The organism is Lentzea guizhouensis, from assembly GCF_001701025.1.
Classification (GTDB): domain Bacteria; phylum Actinomycetota; class Actinomycetes; order Mycobacteriales; family Pseudonocardiaceae; genus Lentzea; species Lentzea guizhouensis.
Genome location: NZ_CP016793.1, coordinates 8,323,581 through 8,347,596 on the forward strand (window position 1 = coordinate 8,323,581; position 24,016 = coordinate 8,347,596).

Consider the following 24,016-nt stretch of genomic DNA (forward strand, 5'->3'; position numbering starts at 1 on the left):
GTCACTTCCACGGCGCGGGGTAACCGGGCATCTGCTCACAACCGCACATCGCGTAGTGCAGCGGTGGCATGTCCTGCTTGATGAAGTCCTTCAGCGTGTCCTGGGTGACCTTCGGCTGCGGCAGCACCCACTCGCGCGGCACCTGCCTGCCGCCGAGCACGCGCAGCGCGGCGATGACCGGTGTGCGCCACTGGTAGGTCGGGTAGGTCGGGGCGACCGCCGTCATTCCCTCGTCGGCCCAGATGCGCAGGAAGTCCTGCTGGTCCTCGCCCACGAACGGCGGAATGGCCACGCCGGCGTCCTGGAACGCCTCGACCGCGGCGACGGCGGTGGCACCGGCGTCCATCCAGACGCCGTCGATCTTGCCCTCGCGCTGGATGTACTCGTTGACGATGCTCTTGGTCTTGGCGGCGTCGCCGTCGGTGAACTCGACCCCGACGACCTTCACCTGGCTGCCGGAGAAGACCTCGTCGGCCGCGGCCCAGCGCTGCTCCAGCACGTCCACGCCGGGCAGGATGCGCAGCGCGAGGACCTTGCCTCCCGGAGCCACCTTCTCCTTGAGGAACTCGGCGCCGTCGGCACCGAACGCGAACCCGCCGATCGGGTGGATGAACGTGACCGGGCAGCTCGTCTTGACGCCGCGGTCGAACACGATCACCGGCACGCCCGTCGCGCACGCGGCCTCGACCGCCGGGGTGAGCGTGGCGGTGGTGTTCGGCGAGACGACGAGCGCGCTGCAGCCCTGGGAGGCGAGCGACTGGATGTCGCTGATCTGCTTGTCGTCCTTGGCCTCCGCGTCCAGCACGGTGAACTTGGTGATCTCCGGGTGCAGCTTCACCTCCTCCTGCATGGTCTTGAACCCGACCTGCCGCCACGGGTTGTCGACCGAGGCGTTGGAGAAGCAGAGGTGGTACCCGCCGCCGGGCTTGGCGTACTTGGCCGTGTCGACGAGCTCGGGTTCGAGCGCCTGCTCCCAGGGCCCGGCCGTGCCGTCCTGGCCGTCGAGCCCGGTCGCCTTGGCGGTGCGGAACCGCAGCTGGCGCGCGAACTCGGTCTGGTCGAAGAACTCCGACTTGGCGTTCGCCTTCGCCGGTCCGGAGCTGCCGCCGGTGCCGGTGTCGGCGGGAAGGTCGCTGGAGCACCCGGCCAACGCCAACGCACCGGCCAGTGCCACAACGGGCCAATTCCTCTTCATGTGCTGCTCCTCGGCTTCTTCGACGGGGCTCAGACGTGTGGTCGGGACAGGTGGTGCGGTCAGATTCTGTCCACAGTGGACGGTTTCGCAGTGGGTCGGCGCCGCGGGAACAACCGGCGCAGTGCGGCACCGCGGGCGGCGTAGGCCACGGCGGCGATGATGATCACGCCCTGCACCGCGGACTCCAGCGCGCCGGACACACCGAGCAGGTTCAACAGGGAGAACAGCGCTTCCAGCGTCACCGCGCCGGCGGCAGCGGCGACCACCGAACCCCGGCCGCCACCGAGCACGACCCCGCCGAGCACCACCGCGGTGATGGCGCGGAACTCGAGCCCCTGGCCGACCTGGGCGGAGACCCCGGCGAACCCGGCGAGCAGGATCGCCGCGACCGTGGCGAGCAGCGCCGACAGCACGAACGCGAGCAGCCGCAACCGGTCGACCCGGCCGCCCGCGAGCCGGACGGCCTTCTCGTTGTCCCCCACCGCGACGAGCAGGCGCCCGGTCGGGCCGCGCATGAACCACACCGCCGCGCCGACCACGACCAGCAGGACGACCACCGACCACGGCACCTGCCCGAGCAGTGGCACGTCGGCACCGCCCCGGCCGGCCACGCGGAACGACGGCGACAGCGCACCGCGCGGTGCGCCACCGGTCCACAGGAACACCGCACCGTCGAGGACCAGCAGCATCCCGAGCGTCACGATGAACGACGGCACCAGCAGCTTCGTGGTGACCAGCCCGTTGACCAGGCCGACCAGCAGCCCGAAGCCGAGCAGCAGCGCGATCACCCACGAGGTGTTCGCGTCGTCACCGTCGACGAGCCGGGCCGCGATCACCACCTCGGCCGTGACGAGCGAGCCGACCGAGAGGTCGAACCCACCCGACACGACGACGAAGTACTGCCCCACCGCGAGCACCACCAGCGGCGCCGCTCGCTTCAGCAACGCGAGGTAACCGCTCGGCTCGGCGTACGCGGGACCGGCGAAAGCCAGTGCCGCCAGCAGGACCACCAGCACGACCAGCACGGGTGCCGTGCCGTCGGCGAGCCGCAGCCGGGTCACGCCTGCCTCCCCGTGTGCCGGCCGCGGGCGTACAGCGCCACCGCCACGACGAGCACGACACCGCGCACGACGTCCTTGAAGAACGAGTTCACCCCGAGGTCGTCGAAGATCGTGTCCAGCGTGGCCAGGATCAGCACCCCGCCGATGGTCCCGGCCACTCCGCCGCGACCGCCCGCGAGCGCTGTGCCGCCGAGCACGACGGCGGCGATGGACTCCAGGTCGTAGCCGGCGTCGGTGCCGACGTACGGTGCGCCGGAACCCAGCCGCGAGGCCAGGAACACCCCGGCGAGACCGGCCATGACGGCGCACACGACGTGCGCCGTGACGATCGTCCGCCCGGTGCGCACCCCGGACAGCCGGGCCACGTCGATGTCACCGCCGACGGCGTACATGTGGTAGCCGGTGCGGGTGCGCCGCAGGTACCACCAGGCCGCCGCCGCGAGCGCCAGCATCAGCAGCGCGGACACCGGGACGGGGCCGATGCGGTCGTAGCCGACGTGCTGGAACGCACGCGGCACGCTGCCGGCCGGTCCGGTGTAGTTGTGCTCCAGATAGCCGCGCAGCACCAGCGCGACGCCCAGCGTGGCGATGAACGCGTTCGCCTTCAGGACGGTGATCACCAAACCGTTGACCAGTCCGACCACTGCCGCGACGGCCAGCGCCGCCAGCACGCCGGGCACGATCATGGCCGTGCTGCCCGCCATGGTCTCGGCGGCGACGAGCGAGCACAGGCCCGCGAGGTAGGCCACGGACAGGTCGAGCGAGCCGGTGACGATCACCAGCGTCTGCCCGATCGCGACCAGGCCGAGCACCGTGCTGCGGGTGAGGATGTTGAGGACGCCGCCGTGGTCGAGGAGCACTCCCCCGTCGAGCGCCACCAGCACGCTGCCGACGACGAGCAACGCCGCCAGCGCCAGGTAGACGACCACGACCGGGGTGAACGCGAACGCGCGGTGCCGCACGGGCAGCTCGCGGGCCGCCACGCCTGCGGCGCTCACGCGGGTTCTCCGACCAGGTGGCCGGTGGCCAGGCCCATCACGGTCTCCTCGTCGGCACCGGCGGGCAGCTCGCCCGCGAGAGTTCCCTCGCGCATCACGAGGATCCGGTCGCTCAGCCCGATCAGCTCCGGCAGCTCGGAGGAGATCAGCAGGATCGCGAGGCCTTCCGCCGCCAGGTCGCGCAACAGCCGGTACAGCGCGTGCTTCGCGCCGACGTCGACACCGCGGGTCGGCTCGTCCACGAGCAGCACGCGCGGCCGCACGGCGAGCCACCTGGCCAGCACGACCTTCTGCTGGTTGCCGCCGGAGAGGTAGCGCACCTCCTGGTGCGGACCCCGTGCGACGACGGCGACCGAGTCGAGGAGCGACCGCAGGTCGGTGTCACGGCGGGAGGCCGCGCCCCGAGCGGTCGCGCGGCGGACCAGCAAGGTGTTGTCCCGCACCGACTGCCGCAACGCGAGCCCTTCGCCCTTGCGGTCCTCGGTGACGAAGCCGATGCCCTTGCGCACCGCCGTCCGCGGACCGGTGACGCGGGTCGGCACGCCGTCGAGCTCCAGCGTCCCGGTGGTGAACGGCTCCACGCCCCAGATCGCCCGCGCGATCGCGGACCGGCCGGAGCCCTGCAGCCCGGCGACACCGACGACCTCGCCCGCCCGCACCTCGAACGTCAGGTCCCGCACCCGGCTGTTGCCCGCGGCGCGCACCGCCAGCCGCACCTCACCGGGCTCGGTGACGCGCCCGGGATAGAGCGTCTCGAGTGGACGGCCGACCATGTGCCGCACGACCTGGTCGGTGGTCAGCTCGGCGGTCGGCGCGGAGGTGACGAACGCGCCGTCCTTGAGCACCGTGATCCGCGAGCTGAGGTCGAACACCTCGCGCATCCGGTGCGACACGTACAGAACGGCGATCCCGCGGTCGCGCAGCCTGCGCACCAGGCCGTACAGCAGCTCGACCTCGCCGTCGGCCAGCGCGGCGGTCGGCTCGTCCATCGCGAGGACCGTGGCGTCCGCCGACAGCGCCTTGACGATCTCCACGACCTGCTTGCGCGCCACGGACAGCCGCGCCACCTCGGTGCCGGGCTCGATCCCCTCCTCGCCCAGCCAGCCGAGCAGCCGCCGGGTCTCCGCCTCCATCGCGCGCCGGTCCACCTGGCCGCGGCGCACGGGTTCGCGCCCGAGGAAGACGTTCTCGGCCACCGCGGTGCTCGAGCAGCGTGAGCTCCTGGTGGATGATCGCGATGCCCGCGGCCTGCGCGTCCCGCGGCGCGGCGAACGACACCTCCTCGCCGCCGACGACGACCCGGCCCTCGTCCGGCCGGTGCACGCCCGCCAGCACCTTGAGCAGGGTGGACTTGCCCGCGCCGTTCTCCCCCACCAGCGCGTGGACCTCTCCTGCCCGCAGGACGAGGTCGACGCCGCGCAGCACCGGCACGCCGAAGAAGCTCTTGCCGATCCCCTCCAGCCGCACGACGTCCGTCATGCCGCCACCCCCGGTGTTACGCGGGTCACAGTCATGAGGCGAACGTAGAGCCGACTATTGGCGGCTGTCAATCAAAAGTTGGCGATTCACTGCCAAAGCACACATGTCTTCGGGATGAACATCGCCATTACTCCGTCTATTTGGTTCACTGATCCGGTGCCGGACGTACCTTGGGCCCCTGCGGCGTCTCCTGGACAGCTGCTGCGGCTGCTGCTCGACGGAGTGCCACGCACCCGCGCCGAGCTGGCGAACCAGACGGGCCTGACCCGTGCCGCGGTCCGGACCCGGCTCGACGCGTTGCAGGGGGCGGGGTTCCTCACCGACGGCGTGATCACGGTGGCGACCGGTGGCCGGCCGGCCGGGCGGCTCGCGTTCAACGCGGGCGCGCGCACGGTCCTGGCCGCCGACGTCGGCGCCAGCCACGCCACGGTCGCCGTCACCGACCTCGCCGGTGGCCTGCTGGCGTCCCGCCGGCTCGCCCTGGACGTGGCGACGGGCCCGGAACGCGTCCTGGGGGCGCTGGCCAGGACCTGGCGGGAGATGGTGAGCGAGGCCGGGCTGTCCGCGGTGTCGCTCGCCGGTGTCGGCATCGGTCTGCCCGGTCCGGTCGAGCACTCCACCGGGCGGCCGAACAACCCGCCGATCATGCCGACCTGGAACGGCTTCGACGTGCCCGGCCACCTGCGGGCCGAGTTCGGCGTGCCGGTGCTGGTGGACAACGAGGTCAACCTGATGGCGCTGGGCGAGCACGCGCACTCGTTCCCCGGCACCGACCACATGATCGTGGTGAAGGTGGCGACCGGCATCGGCTCCGGCTTCATCAGCAACGGCGTCCTGCACCGCGGCGCGGCCGGCGCGGCGGGGGACCTCGGCCACATCCGGGTGCCCGACGGCGACGACGCCGACTGCGGCTGCGGCAACTCCGGCTGTCTGGAGGCCGTCGCGAGCGGGTCCGCGGTCGCGGCCCGGCTGCGTGCCAAGGGAGTCGACGCGCACACGAGCGCCGACGTGGTCGCACTGGTCCGCGCGGGCAACGTCGAGGCGGGCCAGGCGATCCGGCAGGCCGGCCGCACCATCGGCGAGGTGCTCGCCGCGTGCGTCAGCATGGTCAACCCCTCGCTCATCGTGGTCGGCGGCGACCTCGCCGCGGCCGGCGAGATGCTGCTGGCCGGGGTGCGGGAGGCGGTCTACCGGCGTTCGCTGCCGCTGGCCACGGAAAACCTGCGCATCGTGCCGTCACGGACCGGCGAGGTGGCCGGCGTGCTCGGTGCGGCGGCCATGGTGATCCACCACGTCCTGTCCCCCGCCGTCGTGGACCAGCAGCTGGGCTGAGGTGTGCGGCCGAGGACGTCAGCGGTCCCTCGCCACGACCAGCCTGGCCAGTGCGTGCAGTTCCGCGGCGCCGGCGGGGTGCGGGTGCGCCTGCCGGAGGCAGTCGAACGCCTGCCGCACCCGGCGGTCCGCCTCGGCCTCCGCCAGGCCCGTCCGCCGGCTTCGGCCACGAGGCGGGCGATCTCCTCCGGTCCCCCGGTGTCCTCCGGCCGGTGGGCCTCGCCGTAGAGCCGCGCCACCCTGCGCGCCTCCGGCGAGTCCGCGGCGAGCGCCGCCACGACGGGCAAGGACCGGCGGCGCGCACGGATGTCGGCGTGGGCCGGTTTCCCGGTCCTGGCCGGGTCGCCCCAGATGCCGAGCAGGTCGTCAACCGCCTGGAACGCGACCCCCAGGTGCACACCGAACCCGCGGTGGTGCTCGGCCACGCACTCGTCGGCCCCCGCGGCCACGGCCCCGAGCCGGCACGCCGCACCGAGCAACGCACCCGTCTTGCGCTCCGCCGTCACGAGGCAGTCCGCCGGCGACGCCGACAGCGCCGCCACGTCCGCCGACTGCCCCTCGCACAGCTCGACCAGCACGTCCGCGAGCACCCGAGCCACCTCGGGCGGGACCTGGCGCAGCGCGAGACCGATCAACGCGTCCCCGGCGAGGATCGCCGCCGTGGTCCCGAACGCCACCCACGCGGACGGCCGGTGCCGCCGCGTCTCATCGCCGTCCATGACGTCGTCGTGCAGGAGCGAGAAGTCGTGCAGCAGCTCGACCGCTGTGGCCGCCGCGACCACATCGGACGAGACCCCACCGCCGGCCGCACGAGCACTCGCGAGCGTCAGCGCGGGACGCAACGCCTTCCCCGTCGCCCGCGCAGGCCGTCCGTCCGCGTCCCACCACCCGATGTGGTACCCGGCGACCCGCCGCAACGCGGGCCCGAGCCCGTCGACCGCCGCCCGCTGCACCGGGTCGACCACCGCACGTGCCTCGGTCAGGAGCCGCACCGGGTCAACCGCGAGATCTCCCACCGGTCACCGCCCGCTCCCCTCCGGCGCACCGTCGACCGCGAGCCCACCGGTGTCCCCGTCGGTCGAGAGCTGCACGTGCACATGTCCGCGCCCGGCCTCGATGTTGATGACGTCGAGCTGCACGGCCGCCACCGACCACGTCCGCACCGCGAGCGTCCGCTGCTCCCGCGCCAACGCCACCAGCACGCCGCGGCCCGGTTCCTGCTGACCGGCCGCCAGCTCGAAAGTCTTCACCGCCGCAGCCAGTTGCTGTACCGCCGTCCGCATTCCGGACCGCGCCACGTTGATCCCGTTGCCCGCCGACGGCGACTGCTCGTACGTCCGAGCCACCTCCGCCACGACGTCCCGCCAGCCGCTCACCACCTCGGCGGTGGGCGTCGCCTCGGCCTGGGCCATCGCCGCCAGCACCGGGGCCAACCGGTCCCGCGTCTGCCTGGCCTGGTCGGTCAGCGGGCCGAGCTGGGCGGCGTCGCGGTCGGCCTCCTCGCGTTCGAGCTCGGCGATCCGCTGCTGCGTCGCGTCCGGGCCGGTCCACGAACCGACCAGGAACGCCACCGCCAGCCCGAGCAGGAACGCGGTGACGAACGCCGCCCACACCCGCCCCTGCGACCGCGGGGCGGGAACGGCACGCGCGACCGGTTTGACCGCACGGGTCCGCACGGTTCTGCCCATCGTGTCCTCCTCGACGCACCTCGACGTGCGAGAAGGGCGGCCGGCGGTACCTGAGAGCCGCCGGCCGCCCTTCCGCTAGCGGAAGGTCCACCTCTGGTTCGTCCCGCTGTGACAGGTCCAGATGATGAGCTGGGTCCCGTCCGCGGAGCCGGCGCCGTTGGCGTCCAGGCACTTGGAGCCGTTGCGGATCGTGCCGTCGGACTGCGCGGTCCAGTTCTGGCCCGACCCGCCGTTGCACGTCCACAGCCGGACGGCCGTGCCGTCGGTCTGGCTGTTGCCGGTGACCTCGAGGCACTTGTCCAAGGCGCGCACCGTGGTGCCGTTCTGCGTCCACTTCTGGTTGGCGCCGCCGTTGCACGTCCACAGCTGCACCTTGGCGCCGTCGGTCGAGCTGGCGCCGTTCACGTCGACGCACTTGCCGGAAGCGCCGACGATCTCCTTCGCGCCACCGCCACCGCCGCCAGTGCCCACACCCGGCCCGACGTAGGTGATCGAGTCGAGGTCGAAGCTCGTCGACGAGGAGGTGCGGAACACCGCGAACAGCTCGACGGAACCGGACGGCGCGGTCACGTTCACCGCGGGCAGGCTGACGTAGTTGTCCCAGCCGCCGGTGCTCGACACCGGAGCCGACGCGACCAGCGCGCCCGTCGGCGAACCCGACCGCAGCTCGATGGTCCCGCCGCCGCCCGACGGCGCCGACACCCGGAACGACACCTGGTTGATGCCGGTGAAGCTGACCGGGGTGAACGAGATCCAGTCGCCGTTGCCGATGTCACCGATCCGGGCGCCCGACTCGGCACCCGGCTGCGACACCACCCGCACACCGGACTGGCCGGTGAAGAACTCGGCCTGCTTCTGCTTGGGCTGCAGCACGACCTGGGCGCCGCCGGTCAGCGCGGGCACCCCGCTCGCCCCACCGTCGGTGTACTCGGCCGACCCGATGACGTGCACGTTGAGCCCCTGGTGCCCGGAGTCGACGCTCGTCTGCAGCGTTCCCGTGCAGCCGCTCGCCGGTGAACCGATCGGGTGCTTGTGCGAGTCGTGGCCCATGTTCGACTGCACGGTGACCCTGGAGCAGTCGATCGTCCCGTCCTCCGGGTCGGTCACCGACACCGTGTACGGGACGGTGTCACCGAAGTTCACCATCCCGCCGTTCGCGGGACCGGTGAACCGCACGACCGGCTCGGTGTTGCCCGACGTCACCGTCACGTTCGCGGTGCCCGTCTTGCCCTTCGCGTTGGTGACGGTGAGCTGGGCGGTGAACCGGCCGCGGCCGGTGTAGGTGTGCGTGGGGTTCGCCTCGGCCGACGTGGTGCCGTCGCCGAACACCCACCGGTAGGTCAGTGCGGAGCCACCGGGGTCGCTCGACCCGGCGCTGGAGAACCGCACCGTCAACGGCGAGCCGCCGGACAACGGCGTCGCCGAGGCCTGCGCGACCGGGCTCTGCTCACCGGACGCGGTGTAGTCGATGCGCCACAACCCGGCTCCCGGCAGCGGTTTGTTGTCGTCCCAGCCCGTGCCCCAGGTCAGCAGGTACATCGACCCGTCAGGGCCGAACTTCGCGTCCATCGGCGAGGCGAAGGACATGTTCGACAGGAAGTTGTTGATTTTCAACAGGTTCCCGGACGAGTCGAGCCGGAACTCCCACATCCGGTTGCGCGACCACTCGCCGAAGAACGGCGTCTGGTCGAAGTAGGCCGGGAACTTCGTGGTGGACGGGTTGTTCGGGTTGTACTGGTAGGCGGGGAACGCCATCGGTGCCTCGCCGCCGGTGCCCATCTCGGGCCACACGTTGCCGTTGGACCCGTTGCCGTACCACATGTCCGCCGCGCGAGCCGCGGGCAAGGTGGTGAGACCGGTGTTGTTCGGCGAGTTGTTCACCGGCGCCGCGCAGTTGAACTTGGCACCGGAGGTGTTGTTGGCGAAGTTCCAGTCGTTGTAGGCGATGTTGTTCGCCACGCAGTACGGCCAGCCGTAGTTGCCGGGCGACTTGATGACGTTCCACTCCACCAGGCCCGCGGGACCGCGGTTGGGGTTGTCCGAGCCCGCGTCCGGGCCGTAGTCGGCCGCGTAGACCACGCCGGTGGTCGGGTGCACGCTGAAGCGGAACGCGTTGCGGAAGCCCATCGCGTAGATCTCCGGCCGGGTCCTGGCCGTGCCCGGCGCGAACATGTTGCCCGCCGGGACCGTGTAGGTGCCGTCGGCCTCCGGGTGGATCCGCAGGATCTTGCCGCGCAGGTCGTTGGTGTTGGCCGCGGTGCCCTGCGCGTCGTAGAGCGACCGGCCGGAGCGCTCGTCGATCGGCGCGTAGCCTGCCGAGTCGCCGTTGGGGTTCGTGTCGTCGCCGACGCTGATGTAGAGGTTGCCGTTCGGACCGAACGCGAGCTGACCACCGGTGTGGCCCGGTTCCTCCCGCCGCGACGCGGGCAGGGTCAGCAGGACCTTCTCGGTCGAGGTGTCGAGCCGGTCGCCGTTCATCGTGAACCGGGAGATCCGCGCGATCTCCTGCGACCCGGACGGCGAGTAGTTCAGGTACACCCACCGGTTCGTGGCGAACGCCGGGTCGAGCGCGAGACCGACGAGACCGTCCTCCGAGGTCTGCCCGCCGCCGTAGACGCTGAGCGTGCCCGCGACGACCGTGCTCCTGGTGTCCGGCTTGTAGATCTTGAGGTTGCCGTTGTACTCGGTGAAGAACACCCGGCCGTCCGGTGCGACGTCGAGCGTGCTCGGCGCGATGGTGGAGCTGTCGAGCTGCACCTTCTGGAAGCTGCCCCACACCGTGGGACCGCAGTCGGCCGCCACCGTGCCACCGGCGGTCTCGACGCCGCCGGTGATGTGCTGGCGGAACAGGGGTTCGGAGTAGCTCGACGCCTGGTGCCCCATGCCGGTGGCCCACACCCGGCCGCCCTCGAAGTTGCGGCACCAGGAGATCGGGTGGTCGACGCCCATCCTGGACGGCCCGGGGTCGTAGGTCGACTCGTCCGCGGTGGCGAGCACGTGCACGTCACCGCGTGCGGAGCGGGTGAAGTTGTACCACTCCTCGGTGCGCGTCCACCGGTCAGGAAGACCGGCTCCGGACGGGTGCTTGCGGTCAGCGACCTTCACCGTGCCGGACACGATCGACGAGTGCTGCGTCATCGTCATGCCGAGCATCTGGTCCCACCACGGGAACTGCGACTCGATGTTCATGTCGGTGGCGTTGTGGATCGCGACCACGCCACCGCCGTTGCGCATGTACGTCTGCATCGCGGTGCGCTGCGCGGCGGTGTCCCACACCATGCCCGAGGTCTGCAGCATCACGACGACGTTGAACGTGGCGAGCGTGGCGTCGTTGAAGACCGACGCGTCCTCGCTCTTGGTGAGCTCCCAGCCGCGTTCGGCGGCCAGCTGCTCGAACATCGTGATGCCGGCGGGAATGGAGTCGTGCCGGTAGGCGCCCGAGGCGGTCTTCGAGAACAACAGGACATGCAGGCCGTGGGCTTGGGCCGGGGTTATCGGCACCACGAGCCCCATCACCACCAGCACACCGGCCACCACTGACAGTAATCGCGTGATTCTGCGTTGCATTGCCACTCCTCCGGGGTGGTGATGCGGTCGGCTAACAGGTGCGGGCGGCGGCGCGCAGGAAGGCCAGGCCTTCGACGGCGAGGGCGTCCGGTGACTCGGCCAGCGGCCGCCAGATCGAGGCGGCGGTGGCGATGGCGGCGTTGTCCGGGGTGAACGACTCGATGCAGAGCGCTCCTCGGTAGCCGGCCCCGGAGAGGGCGCCCAGCAGGGCCGGCCAGTCCTGGTGGTCGCGGCCCGGTGTGCCGCGGTCGTTGGCGCACACCTGCACGTGCGCGATCCGCGACCCGGCGGCGAGGACCGCCTTCGCCGGCGCCGCTTCCTCGATGTTGAGGTGGTAGGTGTCGAGTGCCAGCCCGCAGCCCTCGTCCGGCAGGCCCGCCAAGGCCTCCAGCGCCTGCTCCACCGTGTTCAGCAGGCTGGTCTCGTAGCGGTTCAACGGCTCCACGGCGACGCGGACGCCCTGTGCGGCGGCGTGCTCGACCACCGGTGTCAGGTTCGCGCGCAGCTCCGCGTACACCCGCGGCCGGTCGTCGACGCGCCACGTGCGGCCGACGGAGCTGTACGCGGGGCCGGCGATGACCGGGCTGCCCACGACCCCCGCGACGTCGACCACGTGCCGCAGGTAGTCCTGCGTCTCCCGCACGGTGCCGGCGGCGACCAGCTCGCGGCCCGGTGGCATGACGAGGCAGACCGTGGCGCGCAGGCCGAGCGCGGCCAGCAGGTCGGCGGCGCGGTGCGGGTCCCAGTCACCCGGCTGCTCGACCGGCAGCTCGATGACGTCGAACCCCCACTCGCGGACCTTCGGTGCGAGGGCGGCCAACCCGTCGTCGGTGAGCGGCGACGTCCAAACCCATGTGTTGACGCCAATGTCCCACATGAGTCTGAACGTAGGCCCGGTGATATGACCGGGTCAATGCAGAAGAGCGACGCTTCTGGCGTAACTTATGACGACTATCCGCCAAAAGTGCCGTGGACCTCTGCGGCGGCGGCTCCGGCAGCCACCGCACCCAGCCGGGCGTCCAGCACCTCCGGCGACAGCACGTGCCGCACGACCATCGCCGCCGCGCCGAGCGCACCGGCGGTCACCCCGGCGCCCGACGCGACGATCCTCAGGTCCTCCGTGGCCAGCGGCAACGACCGCCGGTAGATCGACTCGCGCACCCCGGCGAGCAGCATCTCCCCCGCTTCGGCGAGCAGCCCGCCGATGACCACGAGCGAGGGGTTGAACATGCTCACGCACCCGGCGAGCACCTCGCCGATGTCCCGGCCGGCCTGCCGCACGACCCGGCCCGCCTCGAGGTTGCCGGACCGCACCAGGTGGACGACGTCGGCCGTGGAGTGCGCGGGCAGGCCCAGCTCCCGCAGCTTCGCCGCCAGTGCGGGCCCGCCGGCGACCGCCTCCAGGCACTCGGTGTTGCCGCACCGGCACAGCACCTCACCGCCCTGCGGCACCCGGATGTGGCCGAGGTCGCCCGCCGCGCCCGCCGCACCGCGGTGCAGCACGCCGTTGCTGATCAGCCCGGCACCGATGCCGGTCGCCGCCTTCACCACGATCATGTGCCGCACGTCGGGGTGCGAGGCGGTGTGCTCGCCCAGCGCCATCAGGTTGACCTCGTTGTCGACGAGCACGGGCGCGTCGAACTCCGCCTCGATCGCCGCGGGCACGTCGAACCCGTCCCAGCCCGGCATGATCGGCGGGTTGTTCGGCCGCCCGGTGGAGTGCTCGACCGGGCCGGGCAACCCGATGCCGACACCGGCGATCTCGGCCGGGTCCACCGAGCTCAGCAGCTCCCGCCAGGTCGCCACCAGCAGCGGCAGGATCACCGCGGGCCCGTCCGCCACGTCGAGACCGACCTGCTCGACGGCGAGCAGGCGGCACCCGAGGTCCGCCACGGCGACGGTGGCATGCGTGGCGCCCACCTCGGCCGCCAGCACGAGGTGCGCGCCGGGGTTGAACCCGAACCGGCCGGCCGGGCGCCCGCCGGTGGACTCACCCGTGCCGTTGCCGGTCACCAGCCCCGCTGCCACGAGCAGGTCCAGCCTCGCCCGCACCGTGGAACGGGCCAGGCCGGTCGCCGCGACGATCTCCGCTCGGGTGCGCGGCCTGCCGTCCATCAGCATGCGCAGCACAGCGGCCGGCGAACCCGCCTCGATGCCCTGGGTGCTCTCCATCAGGCAATTGTCACATCGCCACCGAAAGTCCGGGTGCAGCTGTCATGGCCGCGTGTCATCGCCGCCCGAACCCGTGGCGTCGCGGTGCCGCGCGAACAACGTCGTGTAGTCGGCCTCCAGTCCGGCCAGTGCGGTGCGCAGCGCCTGGTGCACCCACCCGGTCGGCGACCCGTACCGGTCCAGCTTGGTGAGCAGCAACAGCCGGGTCGCACCGATGACGACCAGGGTGGCGCCACTGGCCGAGATCGTGCCGTCGAACGCGACCACGCGGGTGACGCCCTCACAGCCCAGGACGCCGCCGGGCGACGGCGAGGAGCCGCGCAGGTTCAGGTAGCCGGAGCCGTTGCTCACCGTGGCCCTGCTGGTGAACGGCACGCCGTCGAGCGCGGTGCCGACGCTCAGGGTGGTGTCGACCGTGCGGCCGGGCGCGGGCAGCAGCTCGTGCACGACCACCTGGTCCACCCTGGACGCGAACGCCCGGCGGGCCCAGATGCCGTAGCCGTCGATCCAGGTGGAGATGACCTCACCGGTGCGGTAGTCGGTGATCCGGCCGTAGCCCTCGACCGCGGCCATGCCGGGGCTGGAGATCCGGAACTCGTAGGCGGGGTCGCAGTCCGGGTGGTCGAAGACCACCTTCTCCATCGCGGGCATCCCGTACAGCAGGGCGCCGCACTCGTCGTTGACCGTGCGGAAGCCGTCGGTCCTGCACACGGCCGGGCTGCTGTCGTGCCGGCCGCGCTCGCGGTCCACGGGTGCGCGCATCACACGACTCCTTCGTCCGTGATGGGTGGTCATGGCAAAACGCGGCGTTGGAACGGTGCCAGTCGTACCACGGGTGGCACGACCGGCACCGGTCCGTTCGACAGTTCGACTCATCAGGCTCGCACCGCGAACCCGTCACTGGAACTGGGCGAAGAACCTCCAGATCTCGGCCTTGGTCCACGTCCTGGCGCCGTCGTCACAGCCGCAGCCCTCCACCGGCGGGCGCGTGGCCCCCGTCGTAGGCGGCCCACTGCACCGGGTACCCGGCCCGGCACGAGTAGGTGGTCGTGACGTGCGTGCGGCTGCCCACCGCCGGTTCCCGCGGGCTCTGGGCGGCACAGCCGTTGTTGCGCACGAACCGGTCGCGCAACGACCGGCCCTGGCCGATGCCCAGCACGTTGTCGCTGATGCCGTGCAGACCGAAGTACGCGACGGGCTGCGTGCCACCGCTGCACCCGCTGATCTCACCACCGGAGATGACGGCGACCGCCCGGATCGCGGTCGGCCGCGCGCAGGCGAGGGCGTAGCTCATGCCGCCGCCCCAGCTGAACCCGGTGGCGAACCGCTGCGCCGGGTTGACGCACAGGTCACCCTCGATCCGCCGGATGAGGTCGTCGATGAACGTGACGTCCTCGCCGCCGGGGTTGGCCCAGCCGTTGCCCTGTCCCTGCGGGGCGACCAGGACCTCGGTGTTGTTCGACTGCTCCTGCTGCCCGTAGTAGGCCCAGGCCGCACCGCTGCTGCCACCGGACGCGACGTCGTTGGCAGTGCCACCGCGCCAGTGCAGGCCGATGATCAGCTTGTAGCGGGTGGTGTTGGTGTAGTTGTCGGGGATCCGCAGGATGAAGCTGCGGGTCTTGCCGCCGCTCTGGATCGTGTGCGTGCCGTTGCGCAAGGTCGGTGCCTTGCCACAGCCGCCGGCCCCCGGTTCACCGCCACCGGACAGCTTGACGAGCTGCCACTGCTGGCTGGCGGCACCGGTGTCGGTGTTCTGGACGATGTCGGCGTTGTCCGCCGTCGACCCGCCGCGCACGTCCACCGCCTTGGCGCTGTGCCTGGCGATCAGCCGGACGTGGCCGCCGTCCGAGTCGGCGGGCCGGAACTGCTGGTTCGGCCCGTTGTTGTCCGACCACTGCACCACCGAGGCACCGTCGGCCGTCGACGCGCCGGACACGTCGAGGACCTTGCCTGAGCTCCTGGACCTGATCCGGTAGTGGCCGCCGCCGGAGTCGACGAACTGCCACTGCTGGTTCGCGGCGTCAGTGCGGCTCCACTGGATGATCCGCGCCCCGTCACCGGCCGAGGCGCCGGACACGTCCAGCGCCTTGCCGCTGTTGCGGTCGACGAGGACGTACCAGGCGGTGGTGTCGATCGTCGCCGCCGACGCCGGTGGGCCCGCAGCGACGACCGTCCCGGCCACGACGAGTACCGCCACCGCCGCGCTCACCCGCCTCACGGCAGGGTCCAGCGCTGGTTGGTGCCACCGTGGCAGCTCCAGATGATCAACGACGTGCCGTCGGCGGAGCTACCGCCGTTGGCGTCCAGGCACCGGCCGGACTGCTGGTTGACCAGCGAGCCGTTCGCGCCCGCCGTCCAGTTCTGCGTGCCGCTGCCGTTGCACGTCTGCAGCTGCACCTGCGCGCCGTTGGCGGTGCTGCCGCCCGCGATTCCCATGCACTTGTTGAACGCGCGCAACGTGTTCCCGTTCACCGTCCACTGCTGGGCGGCGTTCGTGTTGCAGGTCCACAGCTGGATGCGGGTTCCGTCCGCACTGCTGCCGCCCGCCACGTCCACGCACTTGCCGGACCCACCGGTGATCCGGCCGGCGCGCGGGGTCGTCCCGCCGAGCTCCTTGACCCGGATGTTGCGGAACGACACGTCGTCGCCGGTCCCGTGGTTCTGGATGCCGATGTGGCCGGAGGTCAGCGACCGCGCCGGGTCGGTGTTCGTGAAGTCGTTGATCTTCACGCCGTTCAGGAACACCTGCAGCCGCTCACCCTCGACGAGCAGCTCGTAGGTGTTCCACTCGCCCGGCGGGTTCAGCGCGGCGTCCCTGGCGGCGATGTCCGCGCTCTTGACCCCGTAGATCGCACCCGTGGTCCGGTCGGCGCTGTCGGTCGCGTCGATCTGGACCTCGTACCCGGTGGCCAGCGCCGAGTCCGGGGTGCTGCCGGCCGGGAAGCCGAGCACGACACCGGAGTTGTCGTCACCGGCCACCTGCCAGTCCAGCTTGAGCGAGTAGGACCGCAGCTCCTTGGCGCTGTACCAGAGCATGCCCATGCCGTCGTACGACGTCAGCGTGCCGTTGTTATTGGTGAAACCGCCTGGTCCCGCCTGCGTCCACCCAGTGGTCGAGCCGTTGTAGAGGGCGGTGTAGCCGGTCTCGGGCCGGCAGTCGGCCTTGGTGCGGTTCGCCGCGTACCGGATGCCGCCGAGGACCATCGAGCGGAACGCCGGGTCGGCGTAGCTCTCCCTGGTGTGGCCGGCGCCGGTGTAGAACGACCGGCCGCCGCTCATGGTCTTGCACCAGGTGATCGGGTGGTCGGCGCCCATCGACCCGCCGGAGTAGGTCGACTCGTCCAAAGTGGACAGCACGCGCGCGGTGGAGCGCGGGTTGCTGCGGTAGTTGTACCACTCGTCGGTGCGCACCCAGGCCGGGCTCAGGTGCGCGGTGGCCGCGTGCGCCCGGTTCTCCGTGCGGACCGTGGCCTGCTGGATCGCCGGGTGCGAGGCGAAGTACGCGCCGACCAGCTCACCGTAGAACGGCCAGTCGTACTCGGTGTCGGCCGCCGAGTGGACGCCGACGTAGCCGCCGCCACCGCGGACGTAGGACTCGAACGCGGTCTGCTGGGACGCGTTCAGCACGTCCCCGGTGGTGTTGAGGAAGACCACGGCCTCGTACTGCGCGAGGTTCGAGGTCGTGAACTGCGCCGAGTCCTCGGTGGCGGTCACGGTGAAGTTGTTGCCGGCGCCCAGGTCGCGGACCAGCTGGATGCCGGTGGGGATGGCGTCGTGCCGGAAGCCCGCGGTCTTGGAGAACACCAGCACGTCGTACGGTGCGTCGGCAGCCGCCGCCGGTGGCGCGGTGACGACCGCCCCGGCGACCAGTGCCGCGGCGGTCGCGCTCAGCGCCCGCCGGAGTGCCTGGTACCTCATCTCATCCTCCTTGATGGTGAAGCAGGCGGCGGTGTCGTCACGGCAACGTCCAGCGCTGGTTCGTGCCGCCGTGGCAGTTCCAGATGATCAGCGCGGTGCCGTCGGCGGTGCTCGCGCCGTTGGCGTCCAGGCACTTGCCCGACTTGGTGTTGACCACGGAGCCGTTGGCACCCGCGGACCAGTTCTGGCTCGTGGCGCCGTTGCAGGTGGTCAGCTGCACGGCGGTGCCGTCGGCGGTGGCTCCCCCGGCGGTGTCCATGCACTTGGACAGAGCCCGCAACGTGGTCGCCTCGACGGTCCAGCGCTGGTTCGTGCCGCTGTTGCACGTCCACAGCTGGATGCGGGTGCCGTCGGCGCTGCTGCCGCCGGTCACGTCGGCGCACTTGCTGCCCGCGCCGGTGATCGGCCCGGTGCGGCCACCGCCGGTGGACGTGTCGAACGTGAACGAGTCGACGTCGAACAGGTTGCCCGTGCCGCTACCGGCGAAGGTCAGGTACAGCCGCCCGGTGGTCGTGGGCACGGAGGTGAGCGCGGTGGAGACGTTGGTGAACGTCTCCCAGCTGCCGGTCACCGGCACGGTCACCGTGGCGATCGCGGTGCCGGTCGGAGAACCGGTGCGCACCGAGATCGTGCCGCCCGAGCCGGCCGAGGAGACCCGTGCGGTGAACCGGTTCGCGCCGCTGAGATTGTAGGTGTCGAACGCGATCCAGTCGCCGTTGTGGACGTCGCCGACGGTCCGGCCGCCCTCCGCGGGCGTCTTGTCGAACAGGCCGGTGCCCGACTGGGTCGTGTGGTGCTCGGCCTGGCGGTGCCGCGGCTGCAGCACGTGCTGCGTGTGCGTGGTCGCCGGGGGAACCCCGTTCGCACCGTTGTCGGTGTACTCGGCGTCGAAGACCGCGAAGATGTTCGCCGCCGTGTCGTGCTCACCGTCGACGGGGATCTGCAGGGTGCCGGAGCAGCCGGTCTTCGAGGTGATCGGGTGGCCGTGGCTGTCGTGGCCGAGGATGTAGGACAGCTTCACCCGCGAGCAGTCGATCGTGCCGTCCTCGGCGTCGGTGACCGTGATCGTGTACGGGATGGTGTCGCCGAAGCTGAACAGGCTGCCGTTGAGCGGGGTGTTCAGCGTGACGACGGGTGCGGTGTTGCCGACGGTGACCACCACGCTGGTGCTGGCCGTGAGCCCGCCGGGGTCGGTCACCGTGAGCGTGACCGTGTACTGGCCGTTCGTGGTGTAGGTGTGGCTCGGGTTGGCCGCGGTGGAGGTGCTGCCGTTGCCGAAGTTCCACGAGTAGGTCAGCGCGCCGTTCTCCGGGTCGGACGAGCCCGCGGACGAGAAGTTCACGGTCAGCGGAGCGGCACCGGAGGTGCGGTCCGCGCTCGCCTTCGCGATCGGCGCCCGGTTGCCCGACGGCACGTACTCGATGCGGTAGAGCGCGGAGCTCGCGTCACCGCTGCCCCAGCCGGTGCCGTAGTCGAGCACGTAGAGCGCGCCGTCCGGGCCGAAGGCGGCGTCCATGACCTGGGTGCCGCGCCAGGGGAAGTCGCCGATCTGCCCGGCGGAGCCGTCGGAGTTGACGTCGATCGTCTTGATCCAGCGCCGGCCGAACTCGGTGGCGAACACGTGCCCGTCCAGGGAGGCCGGGAACTTGACCGTCGACGGGTTGGTCGAGTCGTAGCGGTACACCGGGGCGGCCATCGGTGACTCGGACCCGCAGCCGAACGCGGCGAGGGAGCAGTTGTCGTACTTGATCCACGACGCGCGCGCCGGGGGGAGGTTCGTCAGGCCGGTGTTGTGCGGCGAGTTGTTGACCGGTGCGGCGCAGTTGAACCGGTTGCCCGACGGACCGGACGGGAACGTGTAGTCCACGTAGGTCTCGTTGGTGGTGTTCGTGCCGGTGCAGTACGGCCAGCCGTAGTTGCCGGCCGAGGTGATCCGGTTGAACTCCACCTGCCCGGCGGGTCCGCGGGTCGAGGTCGTCGACCCGGCGTCCGGGCCGTAGTCGCCGAGGTAGATCGTGCCGGTGGCCTTGTCCACGTTGAACCGGAACGGGTTGCGCAGGCCCATCGCGTAGATCTCCGGGCGCGTGCGGGCCGTTCCCGGCGCGAACAGGTTGCCCGCCGGGATCGAGTACGACCCGTCGGCGTTCACCTTGATCCGCAGCACCTTGCCGCGCAGGTCGTTGGTGTTGCCGGCGCTGCGCTGCGCGTCGTAGGCGGGGTTGCGGCCGGAGCGCTCGTCGATCGGCGTGTAGCCCGCCGAGTCGAACGGGTTCGTGTCGTCGCCGGTGGACAGGTAGAGGTTGCCGGCGGCGTCGAAGTCCATGTCACCGCCGACGTGGCAGCACATGCCGCGGCTGGTCGGCACGTCGAGCACGGTCACCTGGCTCGCCGTGTTGACGGTGAAGTCGGAGTTGAGGGTGAAGCGGGACAACCGGTTCACACCGTTCCACGCGGAGAAGTCCGAGCCGGTGTTCGGCGCGTCCCCGCCGGGGGTCGACAGCGGTGGCGCGTAGAAGAGGTAGATGTGCCGGTTGGTGGCGAAACCGGGGTCCGCCGCGACGCCCTGCAGCCCCTCCTCGTCGTGGGTGTAGACCGGGATGTTCGCGATCACGCTCGTGGCGCCGCCCGCGGTGGTGCGGCGCAGCGTGCCGTTGCGGGAGGTGTGCAGGACCGACCGGTCCGGCAGCACGGTCATCGACATCGGCTCGCCCATCTCGGCGACGCCCTTGGCGAGTTCCACCTGCTGGAAGTCGGCGGGGTTGACCACGTGGGCCGCGGCCGGTGGCGCGGTGGCGACGGAGGCGGCCGTGACGGCCACCGCGGTGGCCACGGTCAGCAGTGCGGCGGACAGCGCCGCCGGGAGACGTTTTCTCATGGCAGGTCAGTACCTTCGGTGTCTGCGCGCGCGGGCAGCGCGCGGTCCGCTGTGGACGGTCAGGGCGTCGGCGCGTCGAGCCGGTCCGTGAGCAGGCGCGTTCGCCACGGGTGACCCCGAATCTCTCTGGGAGCGCTCCCAGAAGAGAGGGGGCTGACCAGCCCGGTCCCTCGACGGGAACACGGGCCGGAAGGGGGTGCTACGAGCGGGACGAGGAGGTGCCGGAGAGCGGGACGACTCCTCGGGGGCGGACGCGCCGCCATGACGTTCTGTTCACGCTTGGCTCCTTCGCAAGGGAAAGGGTCGCGCAGCGGAAGCGAACCGGAACGGTCGGTGGGTCAGTCGGTCTCGCGTGCGCGCGGGTCATCCAGTCCCCGCGCCCACTCGTGCAGTTCCCGGGCCTGTTCGGCGAGCCGGTGCTCGTCGCTGCCCAGCGGGTCCTTGAAGAAGAACGCGAGCGCGCCCTGCGCACCGGTGCGGCCGGCCGCGTGGGCGGCGGCGAGCAGGCGGGCGAGGTCGAGCACGAGCGGGGCGGCCAGGGACGAGTCCAGGCCGCTCCAGGTGAGCTGCAACGACATCCGCGCGCCCAGGAAGCCCTCGAACGACACGTGGTCCCACGCGGTCTTGCGTTCGCCGAGGTCGGGCACGTGGTCGATGTGCAACGGCGCGGTCACCTCCGCGCCGAGCAGGGCGGCCAGTCCCCTGGCCTTGGACGCGAGCTTGCTGCCGGCGTGCGCCGGGTCCTCCAGCGTCGCGCCGTCACCGCCGCCGAGCAGGTTGGTGCCGGTCCAGGACAGGACCTTGAGCGCCCGCGAGGTGAACATCGGCGCGATCGCCGCGCGCAGCAACGTCTCCCCCGTCTTGCCGTCGCGTCCGGCATAGGGCAACGACCGCTCCCGCGCCAGCTCGTCCAGCGCGGGCAGCGCGACGCCGGTGGACGGCGTGAAGTCCACGAAGGGGCAGCCAGCCTGGAACGCGGCGTACGCGACGAGCGAGCTCGGTGGCAGCACGGCGTTCCCCGGCACGGCGAGCGCTTCCTCCAGCTCCGCCAGCGACTCGTGCGGGACGTGCACGGGCGGTTCGGTCGAGGCCACGTTCACCACGACCACCCGCGCGAGCCCGTGCCGGGTGCGGAAGTCGTCGATGTCGGCGGCCAGCCGCCGGGCGACCCCTGCCTGGCTGCCGGAGAACGCGGCGGGGTCGTGGCCGGGCCGGATCTCCGCGTCCACGGCGTCCAGCCCGTCCGCCACCCACCCCGCCAGGTCGTGCGGCAGCACCCCGTCGCGCACGAGGCTCTCGACGCGCTTGACCAGCGGGGTGTCCACGACGTCGTGCCCGCCGACCACGAACGCCTCCCACGGCGGCAGGTCGGCGTCGAGCAGTTCGGAGGCGCAGCCCGTGGGCGGCACGAGCCCCTCGCGCAGGGCGAGCAGCCCGCTGACGGCTGTCGTCGCCACCGACCCCCTGGCACCGTTCAGCCACAGGCCGATCCGTCCGGTCACGACTGTCTCCTCTCGTCAGCGGGCACTCGCCCGCGCGTCACCCGCCAGAGCTGAACGCGGCGTCGAAGGAGGCCGACGGCGGGTCGAAGGCGTTGCGGCGGATGAACTCCAGCGCCTCGGGCGCGCCGACGAGTCGGTCCATGCCGGCGTCCTCCCACTCGACGCTGATCGGACCGGAGTACCCGATGGTGTTGAGCATCCGGAACGACTGCTCCCACGGCACGTCACCGCGTCCGGTCGAGACGAAGTCCCAGCCGCGCCGCGGGTCCGCCCACGCCAGGTGCGAGCCCATCCGGCCGTTGCGGCCGTTGCCGACCTGGCGCCGGGCGTCCTTGCAGTCGACGTGGTAGATCCGGTCGCGGAAGTCCCACAGGAACCCGACCGGGTCGAGGTCCTGCCAGACGAAGTGCGACGGGTCCCAGTTGAGGCCGAACGCGGGCCGGTGCCCGATGGCCTCCAGCGCCTGCACGGTCGTCCAGTAGTCGTAGGCGATCTCGGACGGGTGCACCTCGTGCGCGAACCGGACGCCGACCTCGTCGAACACGTCCAGGATCGGGTTCCACCGGTCGGCGAAGTCCTGGTAGCCGGCGTCGATCATCGACTGGGGCGCCGGCGGGAACATCGCGACGGCCTTCCAGATCGAGGAGCCGGTGAAGCCCACGACGGTGTCGACGCCGAGCTTGGCCGCGGCCCGCGCCGTCATCTTCATCTCCTCGGCCGCGCGCTGCCGCACGCCCTCGGGGTCGCCGTCACCCCAGTTGCGGGCGGACAGGATGCCCTGGTGCCGCTCGTCGATCGGGTCGTCGCAGACGGCCTGACCGGTGAGGTGGTTGGAGATCGTCCACACCTTGAGGTCGTGCTTGGCGAGGATGGCGAGCCGGTCGGCGACGTAGTCGTCGTCCTCCGCGGCCCGCCACGGGTCGAGGTGGTCGCCCCAGCAGGCGATCTCCAGGCCGTCGTAGCCCCAGCCCGAGGCCAGCCGGCAGACCTCCTCGAACGGCAGGTCGGCCCACTGGCCGGTGAACAGCGTGATCGGGCGTGCCATCTCGGTCCCTCTCCTCCTCGTGCTCTGCTCAGACCTGTTGCCACGTGCGGGACTCGGCGCTCGTCTCCACCGCGGCGAGGACGCGCTGCACCTGCAGCCCGTCGGCGAACGAGGGCGAGGGGTCGGTGCCCTCGGCCACGGCCCGCACGAGGTCCACGGCCTGATGGGTGAAAGCGTGCTCGTAGCCCAGGCCGTGCCCGGCCGGCCACCACGCGGACACGTACGGGTGCTGCGGCTCGGTGACCACGATCCGGCGGAACCCGGCGACGGACGCGTCCTCGGTGCCGTCGAAGAACTGCAGGACGTTCATGTCCTCGAAGTCGAACGCCAGGCTGCCCGCGGAGCCGTTGACCTCGATGCGCAGCGCGTTCTTGCGGCCGTTGGCGAAGCGGGTCGCCTCGAACGAGCCGAGCGCGCCGCCGGCGAAGCGGGCCAGGAACAACGCGGCGTCGTCCACGGTGACCGGACCGGTCTCGCCGGACACCGCGGTGCCGGACAGCCCGGAGTGGGCGGCCGCGACGGGCCGCTGCGGCACGAACGTCTCCATCGTCCCGGTCACCTCGGCGATGGTGTCGCCGAGGATGAACTGGGTGGCGTCCACGATGTGCGCGCCGATGTCGCCCAGCGCACCGGAGCCGGCCTTGTCCTTGTCCAGCCGCCACGACAGCGGTGCGGCCGGGTCGACGATCCAGTCCTGCAGGTACTGGGCCCGCACGTGGTGGACGCGCCCGAGCCTGCCCTGCGCGACCAGGTCGCGGGCCAGGGCGAGGGCGGGCACCCGCCGGTAGCTGAAGCCCACCATCGCCCGCACCCCGCGTTCGGCGGCGCGTGCGGCCGCCTCCGCCATGGCGACCGCCTCGGCGACGCTGTTGGCCAGCGGCTTCTCGCACAGCACGTGCTTGCCCGCCTCCAGGGCGGCGACCGCGATCTCGGCGTGCGTGTCACCCGGCGTGCAGATGTCCACCAGGTGCACGTCGTCGCGGTCCAGCACGGACTTCCAGTCGGTCACGGCGTCGGCCCAGCCGAGGCGGCCGGCGGCCCGCGTGCGGCCGGGGTCCCGGCCGCACAGCACCGCCATCACCGGCTGCACCGGCAGGTCGAAGAAGCGGGGGGCGACCCGCCACGCCTGGGAGTGCGCGGCTCCCATGAACGCGTGGCCGACCATTGCGATGCCCAGCGTCGTC

At 71.7% G+C, this 24,016-nt stretch carries 15 protein-coding genes and 2 pseudogenes; 1 reads left to right on the forward strand and 16 read right to left on the reverse strand.

Annotated elements, in window-relative coordinates; all coding sequences use genetic code 11:
* Position 1 precedes the first annotated feature (1 nt).
* The 4 genes and pseudogenes from BBK82_RS39730 to BBK82_RS39745 all read right to left on the reverse strand — a co-directional run bounded on the left by BBK82_RS39730 (position 2) and on the right by BBK82_RS39745 (position 4,733).
* Entirely contained in the window at positions 2–1,195 is a 1,194-nt protein-coding gene (locus BBK82_RS39730) for a substrate-binding domain-containing protein (protein WP_065919533.1), read from the reverse strand.
* 59 nt (positions 1,196–1,254) lie between these two features.
* On the reverse strand, positions 1,255–2,256 hold the full coding sequence (locus tag BBK82_RS39735) for an ABC transporter permease (RefSeq protein WP_065919534.1): 1,002 nt from the start codon (positions 2,254–2,256) through the stop codon (positions 1,255–1,257).
* The gene (locus BBK82_RS39740; protein ID WP_065919535.1) at positions 2,253–3,239 is read right to left on the reverse strand and encodes an ABC transporter permease; all 987 of its coding nucleotides are present in this window, start codon (positions 3,237–3,239) and stop codon (positions 2,253–2,255) included. The genes BBK82_RS39735 and BBK82_RS39740 overlap by 4 nt, the downstream gene beginning before the upstream one ends.
* Before the next feature lie 11 nt (positions 3,240–3,250).
* Positions 3,251–4,733: pseudogene (locus tag BBK82_RS39745) on the reverse strand (sugar ABC transporter ATP-binding protein).
* A gap of 156 nt (positions 4,734–4,889) precedes the next feature.
* On the opposite strand from BBK82_RS39745, the gene BBK82_RS39750 reads away from it, so the two are divergent.
* Entirely contained in the window at positions 4,890–6,065 is a 1,176-nt protein-coding gene (locus tag BBK82_RS39750) for an ROK family transcriptional regulator (protein WP_065919536.1), read from the forward strand.
* A gap of 272 nt (positions 6,066–6,337) precedes the next feature.
* On the opposite strand, the pseudogene BBK82_RS53260 reads toward BBK82_RS39750, so the two are convergent.
* From BBK82_RS53260 to BBK82_RS39805, 12 genes and pseudogenes are all read right to left on the reverse strand, one after another.
* Positions 6,338–7,081: pseudogene (locus tag BBK82_RS53260) on the reverse strand (polyprenyl synthetase family protein); the annotation flags it as partial.
* Positions 7,082–7,084: 3 nt separating this feature from the next.
* Positions 7,085–7,753 carry a hypothetical protein gene (locus BBK82_RS39755; RefSeq protein WP_065919537.1) on the reverse strand — a complete coding sequence of 223 codons (669 nt, stop codon included), beginning with the start codon at positions 7,751–7,753 and terminating at the stop codon, positions 7,085–7,087.
* A gap of 75 nt (positions 7,754–7,828) precedes the next feature.
* Entirely contained in the window at positions 7,829–11,320 is a 3,492-nt protein-coding gene (locus BBK82_RS39760) for a ThuA domain-containing protein (RefSeq protein WP_065919538.1), read from the reverse strand.
* Between the two features lie 31 nt (positions 11,321–11,351).
* Entirely contained in the window at positions 11,352–12,197 is an 846-nt protein-coding gene (locus BBK82_RS39765) for a sugar phosphate isomerase/epimerase family protein (RefSeq protein ID WP_065919539.1), read from the reverse strand.
* A 74-nt stretch (positions 12,198–12,271) separates the two neighbouring features.
* On the reverse strand, positions 12,272–13,492 hold the full coding sequence (locus tag BBK82_RS39770) for an ROK family transcriptional regulator (protein WP_083268500.1): 1,221 nt from the start codon (positions 13,490–13,492) through the stop codon (positions 12,272–12,274).
* 42 nt (positions 13,493–13,534) lie between these two features.
* Positions 13,535–14,254, reverse strand: a complete 720-nt coding sequence (locus BBK82_RS39775; RefSeq protein ID WP_237047829.1) for a glycoside hydrolase N-terminal domain-containing protein — start codon at positions 14,252–14,254, stop codon at positions 13,535–13,537.
* A gap of 196 nt (positions 14,255–14,450) precedes the next feature.
* Positions 14,451–15,701 (reverse strand): RICIN domain-containing protein, encoded by a 1,251-nt coding sequence (locus tag BBK82_RS39780; protein WP_237047830.1) that lies wholly within the window; start codon positions 15,699–15,701, stop codon positions 14,451–14,453.
* Between the two features lie 5 nt (positions 15,702–15,706).
* Entirely contained in the window at positions 15,707–17,410 is a 1,704-nt protein-coding gene (locus BBK82_RS39785; protein WP_065919542.1) for a ThuA domain-containing protein, read from the reverse strand.
* Between the two features lie 37 nt (positions 17,411–17,447).
* A complete protein-coding gene (locus BBK82_RS39790) occupies positions 17,448–20,285 on the reverse strand; it encodes a PQQ-dependent sugar dehydrogenase (protein WP_065919543.1) in 2,838 nt (945 codons plus the stop codon).
* Between the two features lie 338 nt (positions 20,286–20,623).
* A complete protein-coding gene (locus BBK82_RS39795) occupies positions 20,624–21,787 on the reverse strand; it encodes an inositol-3-phosphate synthase (RefSeq protein WP_237047831.1) in 1,164 nt (387 codons plus the stop codon).
* Between the two features lie 37 nt (positions 21,788–21,824).
* Entirely contained in the window at positions 21,825–22,832 is a 1,008-nt protein-coding gene (locus BBK82_RS39800) for a sugar phosphate isomerase/epimerase family protein (RefSeq protein WP_065919544.1), read from the reverse strand.
* Positions 22,833–22,860: 28 nt separating this feature from the next.
* Positions 22,861–23,997, reverse strand: a complete 1,137-nt coding sequence (locus BBK82_RS39805; RefSeq protein WP_179953851.1) for a Gfo/Idh/MocA family protein — start codon at positions 23,995–23,997, stop codon at positions 22,861–22,863.
* Positions 23,998–24,016: the final 19 nt, after the last annotated feature.